The sequence below is a fragment of the Pseudomonas sp. Z2-11 genome, assembly GCF_054161305.1.
This window is the reverse complement of the sequence record NZ_CP096395.1, coordinates 2,475,977-2,493,271: the sequence shown is the minus strand read 5'-3', so window position 1 is coordinate 2,493,271 and position 17,295 is coordinate 2,475,977. Positions and strand designations below refer to the sequence as shown.

Below are 17,295 nucleotides of genomic sequence, written 5' to 3'. Positions count from 1 at the left end.
TTCGGCGGGGCTTTTTTTGAGATTTTCGAAGAAGAGAGTTGCATACGACGAGCATGCAATGAATATAAAAAAACTCAAGACATCAAATGCCGAAAGCAGCGAATTTACAGAGGTATTATTGACCTATCGAGGCACGCTCTTTCATGTCGGTGTATTTTCAGGCGTGATAGCAATCTTAATGCTATCTCCAACGATATATATGCTGCAATTGTATGATCGAGTTCTAGCCTCTGGAAATGAGACGACCTTATGGATGCTGACGCTGATTGTCTTGATGATGTATCTGTTTGTCGGAGCATTGGATTGGGTGCGAAGTTTATTGGTATGGCGTCTGAGCGTGGGATTTGATGAAAAGTTAGCCCCGCGCGTCTTCGATGCTGCATTCAATGCTAATCTGAAAACCGGCAAGCGCAATGCAGCACAACCCCTAGAAGACTTGCAGCAGCTACGCCAATTTATTACAGGGCAATGGTTACTGGCGTTATTTGATGCACCTTGGACTCCTATATACATTTTGGCCATGTTCTATTTCCACTCAACGCTTGGATACTTCGCGCTGGGCAGCACTCTGATACTACTGGCATTAGGCTGGCTAAATGAGCGAATAAGTCGCGTGCATTTAAAAAAAGCGGGAGAAATGATGATTGCGTCGATCCGCAGCGCTGATGCCAACCTACGCAATCCTGAGGTGATCGCTAGTATGGGCATGCTTGCCAGTCTTCGACGTCAGTGGGCCTTACAGCATCAATCTTATGTCCGCGAGCAAAGTTTCGCCTATGTTCGCATGACAACAATACAAGGGTGTAATAAAACACTCAGATTGGTCATGCAGTCATTAGGCCTGGGTCTATGCGCGTGGCTGGTTCTACAGCACGAGATGACACCAGGCATGATGATCGCTGGCTCCGTACTACTAAGTAGAGCGCTATCACCTATTGATCAAATAATTGGTGCCTCTAGGAGTTGGACTAATGTGAAGGAGGCGCGGCACCGTCTCGGTCAGTTATTAGAGGCATTTCCACTTAAGAGTACGGGCATGACGTTCCCTAGACCTTCAGGGGCCATAATCGTTGATCAATTGATAGTAGCTGCATCTGGCAGAACTCATATTTTGCTACAAAACATAAATTTCAAGTTGGAGCCGGGAGAGACCTTGGTTGTTGTGGGCCCCTCCGGGGCTGGCAAGAGTACCCTAGCGCGTAGCCTAGTAAATGCTCTTCAGCCACTGCGTGGCAAGGTGCGCTTGGATAACGTGCCAATGGAACAGTGGCAGCCTGAAATGCTCGGTAAAAATATCGGTTATTTACCCCAGGATGTACAACTGTTCTCTGGCTCGGTGGCTGAAAACATCGCTCGTTTCGATACCGTAGATGAACATAAAATCATAGCCGCAGCACAAATGGCTGGAGTTCACGAATTGATTCTTCAGCTACCAGAAGGCTATCTAACTCAATTAGGCGAGAGTGGTCTAGGCCTATCGGGCGGCCAACGTCAGAGAATAGGGTTGGCACGAGCACTTTATGGCGCCCCATGCTTAATTGTATTGGATGAACCTAATGCGAATCTGGATGAAACGGGTGAAGCAACGTTAGCACAAGCCATTTATCGAATGAAACAAGCCAACACCACCTTGATATTAATTACACACAAAACCAGCGTCGCAACTCAGGCGGACAAGATGCTGGTGCTGAAAGCTGGCTTGCAAATTGACTTTGGGCCACCGACTGAAGTTATGACGAGGATGCAGTTAACTGCCAAAAAAACCAATGTATCAACAGAGAAACTCTAAAGCTTCAGCTCTATGACCATCAGCCAATCAAAAATATTCTTCTGCTTATATAAAAAACGTGGTAGCTCACTCGATGAATGCGCCTTACGGTAAAGAAAACCCACCTTTTAAGCACGATAGATATTATACCTGCCTAGGATGGCTTGTCATTTTACTTGGAGTAATCGGTTTTTTGGGGTGGGCTTTCTTGGCTCCCTTAGATGCAGGTGTAAGCATAGAAGCAAAAGTTATAGTTAGCGGAAACCGCAAATCAGTACAGCCACTAGCAGCAGGCAAGATAGAAAAAATTCATATTATGGAGGGGGATCGCGTACAAGCAGGTCAGCTCCTGGTTGAGTTGGACTCAACCTTTACCTTGAATCAATATAATTCATTAAGGCTTCAATATTTCAGTAAATTGGCCGCCAAGAACCGCTTGATGGCCGAACGAGATGGAATATCAGAGGTTCGTTTTGACGAAAAATTGCTACGCGACCTGGGAAATAATATACAAATAGATGAAATTATTCGAGCTCAGCAGGAGCTGTTCGACAGCCGCCTAGGTACTCAGCGGGCTATATTTGACGAGATAGAGGCCGCAATGCGCGGCACACGCGAGCAAATTAGCAGCGTGCAACGCATCCTACAATCACGTCAAGAACAACGCCGGGGTTTTGATCGGCAGCTTGAAAGTCAACGGCTTCTAGTAGATGAGGGACTGCTGGCACGAAATCGTTTCTTGGAAGCAGAGCGCCAATACTCTCAGCTGCTCGGCTTGATTGCAGATGATCAGGGTCGTTTAGGCTCATTAAAAGAAAGTATAAACGAGTCAAAGGCACGATTAGCTTCTCAGCGCGCCAGTCATCAAAAAGAATTGCGCGCCGAGTTGAATGACACTCGCATATACATGGCGGATTTGCTATTGAAATTGGATACTGCTCAATACGATGTAGCAAATATGAAAATCGTGTCTCCAACGGCTGGTATCGTGGCAGGTCTATCAGTATTTACCCGTGGGGGTGTGGTAAATGCAGGAGACCGTTTGATGGACATCGTACCTCTGAACGAGCCGCTGTCGGTAGAAGGACGTTTGCCTGTGACGGAAATAGATAAGATCCATAGTGGCCTGCAGGTGGAGCTGGAATTCATGGCCTTCAGTCGCGCGACCACACCTAAATTGATCGGCACCATAAAGACGGTATCTGCTGACAGGATGGAGGATTCAAAAAATCAGCCATACTATCGTATAGAAATTAATGTGAATAATCTTCAAGGGCAGGAAATCTCTCCAGGACTTTTATTGATGCCAGGCATGCCGGTAACCGCTTTCATTAAAACTGGCGAGCGTACATTGATGGCATATTTGCTCAAGCCACTACGAGATCGTACTCGCCTGGCGTTAATAGAGAAATAAACGACAGAACTGGAAATAATGAAGAACCAAACTAACTTATTTAGAGACCTTCGCCAGAAGAGAAGACTCTGGTCATGTCGAGCACGACGTAATCGAGTATGCTTTTTTACGCATCTTGCCCTAATATTTATGGGAGGCTGGCCGAGTGCCGGACAAGCGGAATTCGTGCCCAGAAATCTACCTGAGCCAATAGAGTCGATATCGATAGATGGGGGATCAGATAGTGGAGCAAAGCTTGACCTGGTAAGGGCATACGAGAGCATGCTGCTCAACAACCCGAAGACATATGCAGCAAAGGCATCTCGTGATGCCGGCCTGAATGAGAAGAATATTGCTCGCGCTGCCCTGTTACCCAAGGTGTCAATTAACTATATTCGCAATCGAACAGAAAGGTCGGAGCGAGTAGAACAATCCAACCCACTCAACCGAGACCATACTGTTCAAGATCGCTTCTTTGGAAAGAGAGCTGGCCTGAACATCGAGCAGGTGCTTTTTGATTATTCAGCAATTAGCACTTACCGCATGGGAAAAGTGCGTGCTGAGTACGCTGAAATCGAGTATCGCTTGCAGCTTCAGCAGCAAGCGATTTCGTTGATTGACGCCTACCTAAACGTAATATTGGCACGTGACTTACTTAAGATGACTCGTCATCAACAGCTCACCTATCAGGACATATTACATGACAACAAGACTGTCTTGGCGCGGGGGGAAGGCACCCGTATAGATATCTTGGAAACACGTGCACAGCTGGGCACAATCCGTGCTCAATTGGTGGATTACGACAACCAACTAGCAGATGCACTTAAAGAACTATCAACGCTCTTGGGCGAACGGGTTCAGGCATCACAATTGATGTCTATTGACTTATATGCGGAACAGTTATTCTTGCAAGGCGTGGATATAAAGACCTTGCAGAGCGATGCTTTCGAGCAGAACCCGGACGTTCAAGCCGCACGCTTGACGATTCATCATAATGAACTGAGCATCCAGCAAGCAAGAGCGGGATTTATGCCTCGCGTTTTACTTTTTGCGACACACGATAGAATCGACTCTGATAGCACAATTAATAGTGGGCGCAATTATAACAGCAACACCATTGGCCTGCAGGTTTCGGTCCCTATATTCAGCGGAGGATCAAGTCATTACGCTACACGACGCGCACACAACCAACTGGAAAGAGCGCGTTACGACCTAGACGACAAAAGCAATAACATCGAATTCCTACTGGAGAAACATTACCGAACTTGCATTACCAGCATGGAGCGAATTCATTTACTGCGTCAGAGCGCTACTGACGGCTTTGACCTTGTCGCGGCGCTGCGCAAGAGCGTAATTGGTGGCGAACGCACTAATTCAGACGTATTGGATGCTGAAAACCAAACTTATCAAGCACGGCGGGATTTGCTCCGCGCAGTTGTTCAGTTATTCCAGGCGTATCCTAAGGTACAGTTTTATGCGGGGCGCTTTTCTGAGGATGATGTATTAGTCCTTAATAATAAAATGTTATTTTAAATGTGCGTTGCATGGCCTTGGGAGCGCCGGCGCGCTGAACGTAGCTCCTTATTAGCCCTCACCGCTTGACTTAGAGCGCACTCTAACCAATTGCCTCCTCATTACACCGCCAAAACGGCCAGTTCCGTTGCGCGGTTTAACCAAGGAGACAGCTCATGGCATTTAAAAATGCTCAGCCTTGTAACCGGGCTATTGCCTTCTGCATTCGCAATTTCGGGATCGGCAACTGAACCGGACAGCCGACTAGCCAAGGGAGTCGTCCAGCACTGACTTAGCGGGCCCACCACAGTGGGCCCGCTCATGCTATCGCAGGCCAAGAAATAACGCAGACGTCCAGACCCGTGACTGGTCGCGCTGCCGGGCGCAGATGAACAACGGGTGCTCTCGTCCTGCTTCAAGCCCCAACCGCGCCAGTTCGATGCTGCCCTGCAACTCACGGGGCAACGGCGCAGCGGTCATCCGTTCCAGGGACATTTTCAATTCCGCGCCGGGCAAAACTTCGACCACTTGCGATTGCGCCAGCAATTGTTCGCCGGAGAGTTCCATGACCACTGTCGGCGCGTGTACGTAAGGTTGCGGTTCGGACGGGTCGCCAACCTTGACGTAATTGTCGATACGGCTGTGGATCTGCAGCGTGGCGCCGGCCAGTTGCGACAGGTCGATTTCGATGCTGTCGGTATCGCCATTGGTGTCGGTGCGAAACGCCAGGACCGTTGCGTCCTTGCGCCATACGGTCTGCTCGGGATGATCGAGGCCCAGGGCGCGAAAGCCGTTGATGACTGCGCCAGTGATGCGGATTTCGCCGGTCCAATAGGCCCCGCGATAGCGATCCTTGATCCGTGCGCCGCCCAGGCGCAGGCGAATGCGTTGTGCGCTGTAGCCCAGTTCCTGGTGCAGGTTGCGTGACCAGATCAGTTGGTCGCCGTCGAACAGATCGACCTGCTCCCAGCCCGCCTCGCCCAATAGTCGATAATCCAGAATGGCATTCGAATCGGCGGTGAATACTTCGCCCATGAAGTGCTTGCCCTGGCGCAGGCTGGCGAACGAGCGCTCGCCGGTCGTGGCGAAGGTGCGACGGGCGCGCAGGGCCTTGCCGACACTGGCGCGGTCGAAAGCCTCGGCGACCACCCCGGTCAGCCCGCCACGGGAGCCGAACACCGCCGTCGCTGGAACGCCACCACCGCAGCGGCCTTGATGCTCGTCGCTGTTCGCCGCGGCGCCGACCCGATAGCCACGCTGCAGCGCTTCGGCGTAGACCCAATGGAACTGGCCCCAGGCCGAACCGACTTCGATCAGCCGTTCGAGCTCCGGGTGATGCCAGTCGAGGTTGCACCGACGGCCGCCGACGTGGGGCATCATCAAATGGCCTTCGGGGTCCTTGGCATAGGCGGCATACAACTCGTCCACCGGCCAGGCACCCGGCTTGATGGTGCCGGCGGTGAACTCGTTCCATTCGAAGGAGCGCACCAGTCGGCCCTGATTGTCGAAGGGGAATTCGGGTTTGCGGTCGTGAAGGAATACGACGTTGCGGTCGCCACCGGCGCAGGAGTTACCGCACCATTCCGTACCGGGATAACACACGAATCGGCCTGGCTCATTGAGCTCATGGATCAGCTTGACCGCCTGGTCCCAGCGCTGCTCGGTGATGTTGAAGTCGTTGGCGGTGTAGCCGAGGACATCGAGCCCGGCGACATCGCGACCGTAGCTGAGGTTGTACAGGGTGTCGTTGGTGCCCACCGTGTCATCCGAGTGCACATGCAGGTCGGCGTAGAGCGGGCGCAGCGCGGTACCGGCCGAGTCGACAGTGACGAAGGCCTGGGCGCCGTGGACAAAAGGTGCCGCCACCTCGGCGGACAGACGCCACTCACCCACGGCGCCGAGATCAAGCGCCTCGATACGGGCCGTCGCCCAACCTTCGCAGGCCAGCGTGAACGGCTGTTGACGCTCGCCGCCCTCCGGGTCAACCAAGGTCAGCACTCCCTTGAGCGGCAGGTTTCGGCAGGTGTTGCCCCAGGCATCGTCCACCCGCAAAAGCACGTCGAATGCCTCGCCGGCGCTGACCAATCGCGGCACGATCACCTGCACACGCTGCGCCGGCCCCGGCACGATGTCGAGCAAGGGATCGCCCGGCACCTCGGCAAATTTCGAGCTGCCCAACGGGTCGATGAACAGGCGGAAACGGAAGTCCTTCTCGACGAAACTCTGCGCCCGTGTCCCTGCTCCGCCCTGGCGTCGATCGCCCAGGCGGATGATGACTTTATCTCCTGGGTTCAGGTAGCCGTCGATGATGTCGATGATGATCGCTTTCTGGAACGGCCGTTCATGCCCCTTCTGGTCGAAGCGCACTTTCAAGTGCTGCACCGTGGCCTGGCTCTGGCCGGGGACCAACTCACCGGCCTGGTATTCGGCGCTGACATAGTTGGGACCGGCCGGGTTCGAGGTCTGGAACAAGGCCCAGTCCGAGTAGAACTTGAAGGCCAACTTGAGCCACGCACCGTCGGCCAGGCCACTGCCACCGACCTCATAGACCAGGGTGATTTCATCCCACTGCCCGGCGACCAGCGTGTCACGGTCGCAGTGGACGCTGCCCAGGAATGGACGTTTCTTGTTGCGCTCGTACAGGCCTTGCGGGGCGATGTAGTGCCCGGCTTCGCGTGGATCGAAAACGTTACTCACATGACACCTCGTGCAGTGGTCCACTGAAGGGTTCGAATACGTGGGGCGATGCTTATTGCACGCGCCATTTCTGGTAGTGACGCTCGATGCGCCGGAACACGAAGCTTTCCATGAGCCAGGCGATCAGGCCGATCACGACGATGCCCAGCAGCACCTGACTGCTGTTGCCGATCTGCCCGCCGGTGGAGACCATCCAGCCGATGCCTTGGGAGGCTCCGATCATTTCCGCCGCGACCAGCGCCCGCCAGCCCTGGCTGAAGCCGATGCGCAAGGCGGCGGTCACGAACGGCAACGAGGCCGGCAGATAGACATGGGCCAACAGCTGCCAGGCGTTGGCGCCCAAGGTTCGCGCCGCACGGACTTCACCGCCGCGAATGCTTTGCACGCCCTCCTGGATCGTCACCGCCATGGGGAACATCGCGGCAATGAAAATCACCAGCACGATGGAGACATAGCCCAGGCCGAAAATGATCATGATCAGCGGCGCCCAGGCAATCGGCGGGATGGCCATGAACAGGCTGTTGAGCGGCGAGATGAAATCGCGAAAACGCGAGGACAGGCCAGCGGCCGTCCCCAGCGAGACCGCCACGATTACCGCCGCGCAAAAACCACCCAGTTCTTCCAGCACGCTGGCCTGCAGGTGCTGCCACAGCGAACGGTCCCCCAGCCAGCGCAGCGCCTCACGGGCAACGTCCCATGGCTGCGGCAGGATGTAGGTGGGAAAGCGGCTCGCCAGGGCGATCCAGATCAACAACAGGAATGGCAGCGACGCCCATCCCCAATTCGGCTTTGGCAAGGACATGACGGGCTCAGTACGCGGCTTTTTCCAGGTAGGAGGTATCCACGATCTGTTCGGTCTTGAGCGTGGTGTCGATAAAACCCAGGGCATGGGAGTAATTCATCAGGCGCTGGATGAACTGGATGTCCGACTCCTCCAAGTCCGCCGACCAGCCCAGCCGGGTCCGCGCCTGGGCGACGATGGCCTCCGGCGTGATGGTCTTGCCGTCAATGCCCTGCACCGCTTCGAGCTTGAAAGCCTCGGCGATGAGCCGGTTCGATTCGGCGGGGTGTTCATTGAGGAAGGCGATCGCCTTGCGATGGGCACGTAGCAGCTTCACCACGTCGTCCGGGCGCTCCTGCAAGGTTTTCGGCAAGGCAATCACCACGTACCACGGGTATTGGGGCAGCGCCTGGTTGACATCGAGCAGGATCCGGCTCGAACCGCGCAGCACCGACTGGCTGACGAAGGGCTCCCAGGAAAACGCCGCATCGACGATGCCGCGTTCCAGGGCGGCGTTCATGTTGCCCGGCGGCATGTCGATGATATCCAGGTCCTTGTCAGGATCGAGCCCGGCCTTTTCCTTCAGCACATAACCGCGCAGCAGCACATCCATGCCACTGCCCTTCTTGACCCCGGCGAGCTTTTTTCCCTTGAGCGCTTCCAGCTGGCTGATCGCACTCTTGGCATCGACAGTCACCGCGGCCTGGCCGTAATTGACCTTCGCCAGGATCCGGCTTTGCAGCCCACGGGAAAACCACTGGTACACCGGCGGGGTCCCGACATAAGCCACGTCCAGTTCACCGGCGGCCAAGGCCTGCTGGATCACCGGGCCATCGCCCAACGCCTTTAGATCGACATTCAAGCCCTCGTCACGGAAGTAGCCCTGTTTCTCAGCGATCAGCGCCGGAGCGTTGGCCATGGCGAAGACGTAACCCACGCGCAAGGGTTTCGCCTCGCCGGCCACGGCGAATGCGCTGCCGGCCAACGTGGCGGCGGACAAGGTAAGGGCAAGCAGCGAACGTTTGATCATGCTGTCAGCTCAAGTCGAGGGGTGGGGTAAATGGTCGCGTCGCCCGTGTTCATCACCTGGGCGATGCGCGTCATCAATTCATTGCGGTAATCGAGGAACGCCGGCAGGCGGCGGGTCTTAAGGTTCGTTCGGGGGCGCGGCAGCTGGATCTCCAGTTCGCTGTGAATCCCTGCGGGGGCAATGTTCAGTACGATGACCCGATCGGCCAGAAACACCGCTTCGTCGATGTCGTGGGTGATGAACAGCACCGTCTGGCCCAGTTCGGCCCAGATGCGCAGTGTCTCTTCGTTCATGCTGTTGCGGCTGATGGCATCGAGCGCGGCGAACGGCTCGTCCATCAGCAACACGCTGGGTTCCAGGGCCAGGGTCCGGGCCAGAGAGACGCGCTGTTGCATGCCACCAGAAAGCTGGTGCGGCAGCCGATGCGCCGCGCTCTCCAGGCCGACCAGGCGCAGGTACTGCAAGGCCCGTTCGCGCTGCTGCGATGCGTCGATGCTGGCTCTCATCCGCAGACCGAAACGGACGTTTTCCAACGCGCTCAACCAGGGAAACAATTGCGGCGCCTGGAACACGTAACCCAGCTCCGAACGCTCCGGCCGCACCGCTGTCTGGTTGATGGTGATCTGGCCAGCCTGCGGCTGCATGAAACCCGACAGCAGATTCAACAGCGTGGTTTTTCCGCAGCCGGATGGACCGAGGATCGCGACGAATTCACCGGGCTTGGCGTTCAGGCTGAACGAGGAAAACACTGCATGCCCGTTGGGGTAACGGAAGCTGATATCAGCAACTGTCAGGGCATCGGCTTGCAGCTGTGGGCGCGGGAGGGTTTTGAGCATGGCAAGTGTCGTCAGGTCGTTTACAATGGCAATGCCTGACATAATACGTATTAATACAAGTAGTCCCAATAACCTATTTTTATAACCTTAGAAGTGAAGGCGCCCTGCCCCCACTCAAGGTCATGGAAGCTGACAGTGTCCACCTCCATTCTTCGCGACAGCAGCACCTCACTCTACGAACAGATTGCCCATCAACTGCTGGAGGAAATCCAGCGCGGCGACTATGAACCCAGCGGCAAGCTGCCGTCCGAGGCGCAGTTGGGCGAGCGGTTCGGGGTGAGCCGCGTCACGGTTCGCCTGGCGGTGGGCAAGCTCAGCGACGACGGCGTGGTGGAACGCAAGCAAGGCAAAGGCACCTTCGTCGCAGCCAAACAGGTACGCCACGGCCTGGATGCGTTGCGAAGTTTTCATGAGGCGTTGTTGCTGCAAGGGCTGCAACCGAGCATGCGGGTGCTCAGCCATGCCCTGCTGCCTGTTCCGGAAACCATGCGAGGTTTGTTTGAAGCAGCAGACGACTGCCTGCTGCTGGAGCGCCTGCACTTCGTCGATGACGAACCCATTGCTCTGGGACGCAGTCACTTACCGGCGGAGTTGGCCGACGTTGCCTGGAGTGAAGTCGAACATCAGCCGATCTATTCCATCCTCGAGTCAATCACTGGCCTCGCGGTCACCCGCGCCGACCTGGCAATCCGTGCGCAGGAAGCCGACAAAAGCCTGGCCAAGGCGCTGCAAGTAAAACGCGGCGCGGCGCTGCTGGTCATGGAGCGCACCTCGTATTTTGCCGACGGTCGCTGCTGCGACCGCACGACGTTCTACATCCGACCGGAGCGCTATGCGTTTATTCTCAGTGGGGTTTTCAAGACCGCTCAGGGTAGTTGATGACAACAGTCCGAACTCGCGGTCATGGATCTGGATCCAGGACTATGACGCCTTGCTTCCCTGCGCTCCAATAAGGCGTGCGCCCCGACTGGTTACCAGTCCGGGCGCAGCAAGGATCAGGCGGGATTTCTTACGCTTGGGCGTTGCTGCACTTTCACCTGCCAGGCCAAGAGCGCGGTGCACTGATCGGGGATCGCAATACTGGCGAAACCGGCGAAGATCAGCCCGGCATACACCGTGATGTCGGCCATGGAAAATTGCTCGCCAGCGATGTATGGCTGGCTACGCAGGACCTGATCGAAATAGTGCATGCCGGCAACCGCTTTGTCGCGCTGACGGTTGCCCCACTCGATACGGCCTTCCCATTCAGGACTCTTGTAGCGCTGCAGAGCGGCACCGAGCCCCGGCGTGGCGTGATGGAAGTAATAGCCGACCGGATCCGCCAGCTCGGACTCCGCCCGCTTTTGCATCATGTGGATGACGGCCTTTTCCTTCGGCGTCTTGCCGGTAAGAATCGGGTTGTCGTCCAGATTGTCCAGGTACTCGGTGATTGCGGTACATTCGCTGATGTGGGTGCCGTCATCCAGTTGCAGCACCGGAACGGTACCCAACGGGTTAATCGCCAGGAACGCGGGTTGCTTGTGTTCCGCAGCGGGTAGGTCGACCTTGATGAACTCTACTTGCGAGCCCAGACCTTTTTCGGCCAGAACAATACGTATGCGCAGTGGATTGGGAAAACCGGGGATATCAAAAACCTTCATACGAGCTCCTTAGCTATCTATCTACCTATCGATAGGTATAAGCTACGGCAGCGATATTCCCACTGTCAATGTCTATCTATCGATAGGGAGATGAATTTGTGACAACGGATACACGAGAAACGATCATGACGGCTGCCCGAAAGATGGTGCAGACCCGGGGCTACAACGGCTTGAGCTTTCGTGAGCTCGCCAAGCAAGTCGGCATCAAAAGCGCGAGCATCCACTATCACTTCCCTACCAAAGGCGACTTGGGCGCGGCTTTGGCCAAACGTTACACCGAGGATGGGCTTGAATACCTTGCTGGCTTACGCGCCCATTCCGAAGACCTGGTTGTATGGATGAATGGCTACACCGACATCTTTCGCATGGCTCTGGTCAACGACAATCGCATGTGCCTTTGCGGAATCATGTCTGCCGAATACGATGACTTGCCGCCAGAGGTGAGGACAGAAGTTGACGGTTTTACCGAACTGAACGTGCGGTGGTTGACGGAGGTGTTGTCGGTTTGTCGGCCACAGCTGAGCCTTGAGGAACGACAGGAACAGGCGCTGGCGATCTATGCGGCTGTAGAGGGCGCTCAGTTGATCGCCCGGGGACGTGCTGACATCAGTGTCTTTGACAGAACAATCGCGACGTATCGCTCGGCTGGTCTGTTGCCCTAGGTCCGCGGGGCTCGTCATGCCTTGGTTGTGGCAGCGATGCGCGAACGCTCGCTGCCGGTGGAACGAAGCTCTCTCCAGCTCGAGGATGACTGATTTACGCTTGTTTCAGTTGGGGCATGTACTCGGCAAGCTCGGCAGGATCAGTTGTCGGCGGGTTGAGCCTCGTGTTGATGGATGATCCCCCTATGTAACGCTCGAAGACCTTCCAGCCATGTTCGGTTCGACGCAAGCGGTCCATCATCGGCGAGAACAGCCAGATAGCCGGTAAATCATCAGGGCTGTCGATGGCTTCGCCATCTCCCAGCATCGCGGCCGACTCTGGCATCGCGTAGCGCACCAGTAGATTCTGATAGCGCACCACCACACCGTCTTCATCAGCATCGACAATGTGGTTGGTGGCGTGTCGGCTGACGCCAGGGATCAGATAGGGATAGTCCCTCCTGAAGAACTGCCGAATCTCCTCGTGGCCGCTGATGGTGCCATGGAAGTGGTAGGCCACAGCGTCTGGTAGGAAGGCATCGACCATCGCCTCCACGTCCCACGTTTCAAACCACCAATTGAGCCTGTTCACGAAATCGATCGCGCTGATTCGCTCCGCTGGATCGACAGCGCCTTGAGATGGGATTCTTGGAAAAGCATTCATGAGTACTTCCTCGTTTCGGGTCAGAAATCGCATGTGCAATTACACATCAAACATGCAAAAAAATTACTTGCCTACCACTTCCTCAAGAAGCGAGTTACGAATCAGTACAGCCGAAGCCTCACCGATTTGATCCTCACGCTCACGTTGCGCAGTCTCCCAGTGAGGCTCGGCCTCTTTCAACTTCGCTCGTCCTTTCGCTGAGACCGAGAGCCTGATGGCAGAACGAGGCCCTTCAGCACGGTTGGCGACATATCCTTCGCTCTGCAATGGCTTCAGCGCCCGAACCAGTGTGGTTCGTTCCATGACCATGACTTCCGCCAATTCGGCGATCAGGATTCCAGGATGCTGGTTGATCAACGCGAGCGTGGAAAATTGCGAGACAGTAAGACCTACGGCAGACAAGTGCCGGTCGTAGAGGCGGGTCAGCAGACGCGCGTGGCGTCTGGCGGCGAGGCAATGACAAAGGTCGGCGCCATGGGGGCTTTTCATGACGCCCATCATATGTGTAAATGCACATCAGTCAAGTGTGATTTGCGGCACCGGAGCTTTACTCAGCGCCATTCCCCATCCAGGTAGGTGCCGATTTCCCAGAGTCGTCATCCCTGGTGGACTCATTCTCCGCCCAGTTAACGAGGCCTTGTCATGTCTGAGGTACGAGAGCTTCATGGCGCATCAACGGGGAACAGCCTGCGAGCTGCCATTGCCCTGGCTGAAGCGGGCATGGAATTTATCCCGAGGTGTCTTGACCTGACATCAGGCGATCAGCGTGCTCCAGAATATCTGGCACTTAACCCGTCAGGTAAGGTTCCGACATTTGTGGATCACAGCGTCTCACCGTGCCTGGTCATCAATCAATCAAACGCAATCATTCAGTACGCTGACGAACAGGCCCCTGGCCGTCTATCGCCCAAAGAGCCGGGCGCCCAACGTTATAGGGTCTATGACCGGTTCTATTATTTCGTTACAGATGTTATCGCCCCAAGCCACGGCGCTTTTTTTCTATGTCAGGTCGGGCAACAAGCGGCTTCCGCGCCACTGAACCGAAGAGCGTTGGAGCATCTGATGGCGGCAGAGGCATTTCTAGAGGACGGGTACATGGCGGGTGCTAGCTTCTCGATGGCCGATATTTCTGCGTTTACGTTTGCAAGATCGGTGCGAGACCAAATTGATTGGCGGGAGCTGCCCCGCATGGCGCGCTGGCTGGCGTTGATAGAAGCCCGGCCCGCAGTGAAACTGGGCTTGCAGGCGTTTACTACCAAGCTCTCGTGACCGGCGGGGTGCGGTGTGCCTGATACTCAGTATTGGGCAGGTTTTAGGGCCGCTTCGCAGCCCAGCGGGAGCAAGCTCCCTCGCCACGGGTTCTCAGTTTGAAGCGCAAACGGGACTCTCTGGACCGTGGCCCGGGCGGGTCCGCCTGGATCTCGAACAGACCATCACATCAATACGTTCATCGACCGATACTCCGCGTTCGCGAGCAAGCTCGCTCCCACACTGGAACGCCGCTCAGGTCCTGAGCCTATCGGCGGTGGATGCGCACGACGTCGAGGTCTGGAAACCGTAGCGAACAGCGCCGCCTCGGTGTCGTTGACGACGCGATGTTCAAGCACCGCTCAGCGCAGCATCAACGGGAATATCAAGGATAAAGGTCGCGCCCTGCCCGGCCCCGTCGCTGTGCACGCTCAAGCTGCCGCCCATTTCCTGCGCGGCGAGCGCGCAGCTGTGCAGGCCGAAACCGTGGCCGTCCTTGCGAGTGGTGAAGCCATGGGAAAAGATCCGCGCCAGGTGCTCTGGCGCAATCCCGTTGCCGTTGTCGGCCACCGTGATACGCAATGCTGATCCGTCGACAAGGGACGCGCAGAACGTGATCCGGGGGCTGCGATCGCTCACGCCATCCAGCGCTTGCCTGGCGTTGCGGATCAGGTTCACCAGAATCAGCAGCATCCGGTGCCGGTCCAGCGACAGCAGGGGCAAGTCGGCAATGTCCTTGACCACCGTCACCTCCTTGCGTGCCAGTGATCCGGCACTCATGCGCAAGGCATCATCGATTAGTTCAGGGACCGGTACTGTCTCGACGATGCTGACAGCAACGGCATAGGACTGCTGGGCTGCGACGATGGTTTTGATATGGTCGATGCCTTTGATGAGCTGCCCGAGCTCTTCGATGATGCCCTGCTGCTCTTCCGTCACCACTTGCGCCAGCTTGAGCAGGTAATCGGGCAGCATCCTTCCCTTGTTGTCCGTGGTCAGAAAATCGCTCAAGTCGTGGACGTGCTCGCTCATCAGTCGCGCCACCTTGCCCAGCCCCTGGGCCTTGGAGGTGCGCATCTGGCTGCTGACCAGCTCTGCCGATACGTTCACGCTGTTGAGGACGTTACCGACGTTGTGCAGCACAGTCGTGGCGATTTCGGCCATGCCCGCCTGACGGGATTTTGCCTGCAGTTCGCTTTGCACCTGGCTCATGCGCAGCGCCGCGCGTACGCGAGCCTTGAGCTCCAGCGGCGAGAAGGGTTTGGCGATATAGTCGTCGGCGCCACTTTCCAGCCCGGAGATGCAGGCCTCGCTACCGCCGCGGGCGGTCACCAGGATTACCGGCAGATGGGCAAAACCGGCGCTGGCTTTGATCCTGGCGGTCAGGCCGAAACCGTCGAGCTTGGGCATCATCACATCCGAGACGATCACGTCGATGGGTCGAAGCTGCAGCAGTGCCCAGGCCTGCTCTCCATCCGTTGCGGTGGCGACGATGTAGTCGTTTTGCAGAAGCTCGCTGAGATAGCTGAGCATTTCCGGGCTGTCGTCCACCACCAGCACTCTGGATCGCAGGGCATGTTCCGGATGCGGCTCGTCGTCTGCGCCTTGCGTCGAAGCGAGGTCGTTGCGACTGCCCTGGCGGCCATCGTCAAAACGCAGGTGGCGCTGCTCCATCGTACTGGTTGTGCCCGCCGATGATCGCTCAAGCATATGGCTGGCTTCGGTCGGCAGGGTGTTCTGCTCAGCCCCCAGCGGAAGCCGGACAAAGAAGCGCGAACCCCGTCCAGGCTCGCTGTCGACGCCAACTTCGCCGCCCATCAGTTCGGCCAGGTCCTTGACCAGGGCGAGACCGATGCCGGTGCCGCTGTAATGGCGCGTGGCGGAGTTGTCGATCTGGGAAAAACGCTGAAACAACAGCGGGAGTTTGTCCGGCTCTATGCCGATTCCCGAGTCTTGCACCGCTAACTCAAATCGCTCGCCTTCGATCGGCGTCACTGCCAGGTGTACGGTGCCGCCGCCGGGCGTGAACTTGATGGCATTGCTTACCAGGTTGAGAAGGATTTTCTCGAAGTGCCGGGGGTCCAGAAACACCGTGCCGAGCGCGGGATCGATGCTGCAAGTCAAGGTGCAGCCTTTGCCCTCGGCGACCATGGCGGCGTCCTCGGCCAGCACCCCCACCGCCTGGTTCAAATCAACCGGCGAGGGACACAGCTCGAACTTGCCAGCTTCGGCCTTGGAAAAGTCGAGGATGTCGTTCACCCGGTTCATCAAGCGCAATGCGTTGCGTTGGGCACGTTCGACCTGCACACGCCAGTCCGCTGGCGGGGTGTTCGCCGCCGAGAGCTGTTCCAGGGGCGCGAGGATGAGGGTCAGGGGGGTGCGCAGTTCGTGGCTGACCGTGGCGACAAAATCGCTCTTTGCCTGGTTGGCCGTCTCGGCCTGGTTGCGCGCCTGAATGAGTTCGACGGCCTGCGCCTCCAGTATGTCGGTCTGTTGGTGCAACGTGTCGGTCCGTTCGGCGACCATTCGCTCCAAAGAGGCCTGGACCTGCTGTCGCTCGGCCTCGGCCTCGGCCTCCAGCACCCGGATGCGCAGGGCATTCTCCTGGAACACCCGTACGGCGCGGGTCATGATTCCAATCTCATCACCGCGTGCGGCGCTGGCCATCTCGGCGTTCAGGTCGCCGGCCGCAAGCCGGCGCATGACCGAGGCCAGGGCCACGATGGGCTGCGCGACAAATCGTGACGTGCTCCAGGCGATGGCACCAGCCAGCAGGACGGCGACGGTGCCCGCAACTATCGTCGCAAGCATGCCGCGATCGTTGTGGACCAAGGCGTCGGAGCGCGCTTCACCCGCAAAGCGCGCAACCAACAGGCCGGCGCTCCGTGCCTCGTTGCGAACCTCGTCGCGCGCCGCGCTCAAGGCATTGCTCGCCTGATGGAACCTGGCGAAGGCCGCCCGGTAGCCGGCAATCTGTTCACTGACCGTCAGGGGCGTCGCCTTGGCTTGCAGTCCTACGGACGAAGGCAGAACCCGAGCGAGACGGGAGAGCTCGTCGAGAATCAGCCCGACAGAGCGGGCGGTT

General features: G+C 57.0%; 13 protein-coding genes and 3 pseudogenes. 6 read left to right on the top strand and 10 right to left on the bottom strand.

Going from position 1 to position 17,295, the window contains the following annotated elements; translation table 11 throughout:
• Window positions 1-58 precede the first annotated feature (58 nt).
• From M1E16_RS11285 to M1E16_RS11275, 3 genes are all read left to right on the top strand, one after another.
• Window positions 59-1,789, top strand: coding sequence for a type I secretion system permease/ATPase (locus M1E16_RS11285; protein WP_458129926.1), 1,731 nt, complete (start codon window positions 59-61; stop codon window positions 1,787-1,789).
• 73 nt (window positions 1,790-1,862) lie between these two features.
• A complete protein-coding gene (locus M1E16_RS11280; RefSeq protein WP_458129925.1) occupies window positions 1,863-3,182 on the top strand; it encodes an HlyD family type I secretion periplasmic adaptor subunit in 1,320 nt (439 codons plus the stop codon).
• Window positions 3,183-3,443: 261 nt separating this feature from the next.
• Complete coding sequence (locus tag M1E16_RS11275) at window positions 3,444-4,694, top strand: TolC family outer membrane protein (RefSeq protein ID WP_458129924.1); 1,251 nt, start codon at window positions 3,444-3,446, stop codon at window positions 4,692-4,694.
• 303 nt (window positions 4,695-4,997) lie between these two features.
• Here M1E16_RS11275 and M1E16_RS11270 read toward each other — a convergent pair whose 3' ends face one another.
• The 4 genes from M1E16_RS11270 to M1E16_RS11255 are packed head-to-tail and all read right to left on the bottom strand — an operon-like array spanning window position 4,998 to window position 10,017.
• A complete protein-coding gene (locus tag M1E16_RS11270; protein WP_458129923.1) occupies window positions 4,998-7,370 on the bottom strand; it encodes a hypothetical protein in 2,373 nt (790 codons plus the stop codon).
• Window positions 7,371-7,422: 52 nt separating this feature from the next.
• Window positions 7,423-8,172: an ABC transporter permease gene (locus tag M1E16_RS11265; protein WP_458129922.1), complete on the bottom strand. Its 750-nt coding sequence runs from the start codon at window positions 8,170-8,172 to the stop codon at window positions 7,423-7,425.
• 7 nt (window positions 8,173-8,179) lie between these two features.
• A complete protein-coding gene (locus M1E16_RS11260; protein WP_458129921.1) occupies window positions 8,180-9,181 on the bottom strand; it encodes an ABC transporter substrate-binding protein in 1,002 nt (333 codons plus the stop codon).
• A complete protein-coding gene (locus M1E16_RS11255) occupies window positions 9,178-10,017 on the bottom strand; it encodes an ABC transporter ATP-binding protein (protein WP_458129920.1) in 840 nt (279 codons plus the stop codon). The genes M1E16_RS11260 and M1E16_RS11255 overlap by 4 nt, the downstream gene beginning before the upstream one ends.
• 135 nt (window positions 10,018-10,152) lie before the next feature.
• On the opposite strand from M1E16_RS11255, the gene M1E16_RS11250 reads away from it, so the two are divergent.
• On the top strand, window positions 10,153-10,896 hold the full coding sequence (locus M1E16_RS11250; protein ID WP_458129919.1) for a GntR family transcriptional regulator: 744 nt from the start codon (window positions 10,153-10,155) through the stop codon (window positions 10,894-10,896).
• A gap of 116 nt (window positions 10,897-11,012) precedes the next feature.
• On the opposite strand, the gene M1E16_RS11245 is transcribed toward M1E16_RS11250, so the two are convergent.
• On the bottom strand, window positions 11,013-11,657 hold the full coding sequence (locus M1E16_RS11245) for a glutathione S-transferase (RefSeq protein ID WP_458129918.1): 645 nt from the start codon (window positions 11,655-11,657) through the stop codon (window positions 11,013-11,015).
• A 125-nt stretch (window positions 11,658-11,782) separates the two neighbouring features.
• Between M1E16_RS11245 and M1E16_RS11240 the strand changes: the two genes are divergently transcribed.
• Window positions 11,783-12,319 (top strand): TetR/AcrR family transcriptional regulator, encoded by a 537-nt coding sequence (locus tag M1E16_RS11240; RefSeq protein ID WP_458129917.1) that lies wholly within the window; start codon window positions 11,783-11,785, stop codon window positions 12,317-12,319.
• 94 nt (window positions 12,320-12,413) lie between these two features.
• Here M1E16_RS11240 and M1E16_RS11235 read toward each other — a convergent pair whose 3' ends face one another.
• Window positions 12,414-12,962 (bottom strand): nuclear transport factor 2 family protein, encoded by a 549-nt coding sequence (locus M1E16_RS11235; protein ID WP_305495213.1) that lies wholly within the window; start codon window positions 12,960-12,962, stop codon window positions 12,414-12,416.
• A 63-nt stretch (window positions 12,963-13,025) separates the two neighbouring features.
• The gene (locus M1E16_RS11230) at window positions 13,026-13,451 is read right to left on the bottom strand and encodes a MarR family winged helix-turn-helix transcriptional regulator (protein ID WP_458129916.1); all 426 of its coding nucleotides are present in this window, start codon (window positions 13,449-13,451) and stop codon (window positions 13,026-13,028) included.
• 153 nt (window positions 13,452-13,604) lie between these two features.
• Between M1E16_RS11230 and M1E16_RS11225 the strand changes: the two genes are divergently transcribed.
• Window positions 13,605-14,231 carry a glutathione S-transferase family protein gene (locus tag M1E16_RS11225; protein ID WP_458129915.1) on the top strand — a complete coding sequence of 209 codons (627 nt, stop codon included), beginning with the start codon at window positions 13,605-13,607 and terminating at the stop codon, window positions 14,229-14,231.
• A gap of 330 nt (window positions 14,232-14,561) precedes the next feature.
• Here M1E16_RS11225 and M1E16_RS11220 read toward each other — a convergent pair.
• The 3 pseudogenes from M1E16_RS11220 to M1E16_RS11210 form a co-directional block, all read right to left on the bottom strand.
• Window positions 14,562-14,855 (bottom strand): annotated as a pseudogene (locus M1E16_RS11220) (ATP-binding protein); the annotation flags it as partial.
• A 567-nt stretch (window positions 14,856-15,422) separates the two neighbouring features.
• Window positions 15,423-15,710 (bottom strand): annotated as a pseudogene (locus tag M1E16_RS11215) (response regulator transcription factor); the annotation flags it as partial.
• A 309-nt stretch (window positions 15,711-16,019) separates the two neighbouring features.
• Window positions 16,020-16,913, bottom strand: a pseudogene (locus M1E16_RS11210) (sensor histidine kinase); the annotation flags it as partial.
• Between the last annotated feature and the right edge of the window lie 382 nt (window positions 16,914-17,295).

What these genes read in the sequence shown, in the direction of transcription:
- M1E16_RS11260 (WP_458129921.1), bottom strand. Translation starts at nt 9,181, where the DNA reads ATGATCAAACGTTCGCTGCTTGCCCTTACCTTGTCCGCCGCCACGTTG.
- M1E16_RS11285 (WP_458129926.1), top strand. Translation starts at nt 59, where the DNA reads ATGAATATAAAAAAACTCAAGACATCAAATGCCGAAAGCAGCGAATTT.
- M1E16_RS11275 (WP_458129924.1), top strand. Translation starts at nt 3,444, where the DNA reads ATGCTGCTCAACAACCCGAAGACATATGCAGCAAAGGCATCTCGTGAT.
- M1E16_RS11265 (WP_458129922.1), bottom strand. Translation starts at nt 8,172, where the DNA reads ATGTCCTTGCCAAAGCCGAATTGGGGATGGGCGTCGCTGCCATTCCTG.
- M1E16_RS11280 (WP_458129925.1), top strand. Translation starts at nt 1,863, where the DNA reads ATGAATGCGCCTTACGGTAAAGAAAACCCACCTTTTAAGCACGATAGA.
- M1E16_RS11255 (WP_458129920.1), bottom strand. Translation starts at nt 10,017, where the DNA reads ATGCTCAAAACCCTCCCGCGCCCACAGCTGCAAGCCGATGCCCTGACA.
- M1E16_RS11225 (WP_458129915.1), top strand. Translation starts at nt 13,605, where the DNA reads ATGTCTGAGGTACGAGAGCTTCATGGCGCATCAACGGGGAACAGCCTG.
- M1E16_RS11245 (WP_458129918.1), bottom strand. Translation starts at nt 11,657, where the DNA reads ATGAAGGTTTTTGATATCCCCGGTTTTCCCAATCCACTGCGCATACGT.
- M1E16_RS11235 (WP_305495213.1), bottom strand. Translation starts at nt 12,962, where the DNA reads ATGAATGCTTTTCCAAGAATCCCATCTCAAGGCGCTGTCGATCCAGCG.
- M1E16_RS11240 (WP_458129917.1), top strand. Translation starts at nt 11,783, where the DNA reads ATGACGGCTGCCCGAAAGATGGTGCAGACCCGGGGCTACAACGGCTTG.
- M1E16_RS11230 (WP_458129916.1), bottom strand. Translation starts at nt 13,451, where the DNA reads ATGAAAAGCCCCCATGGCGCCGACCTTTGTCATTGCCTCGCCGCCAGA.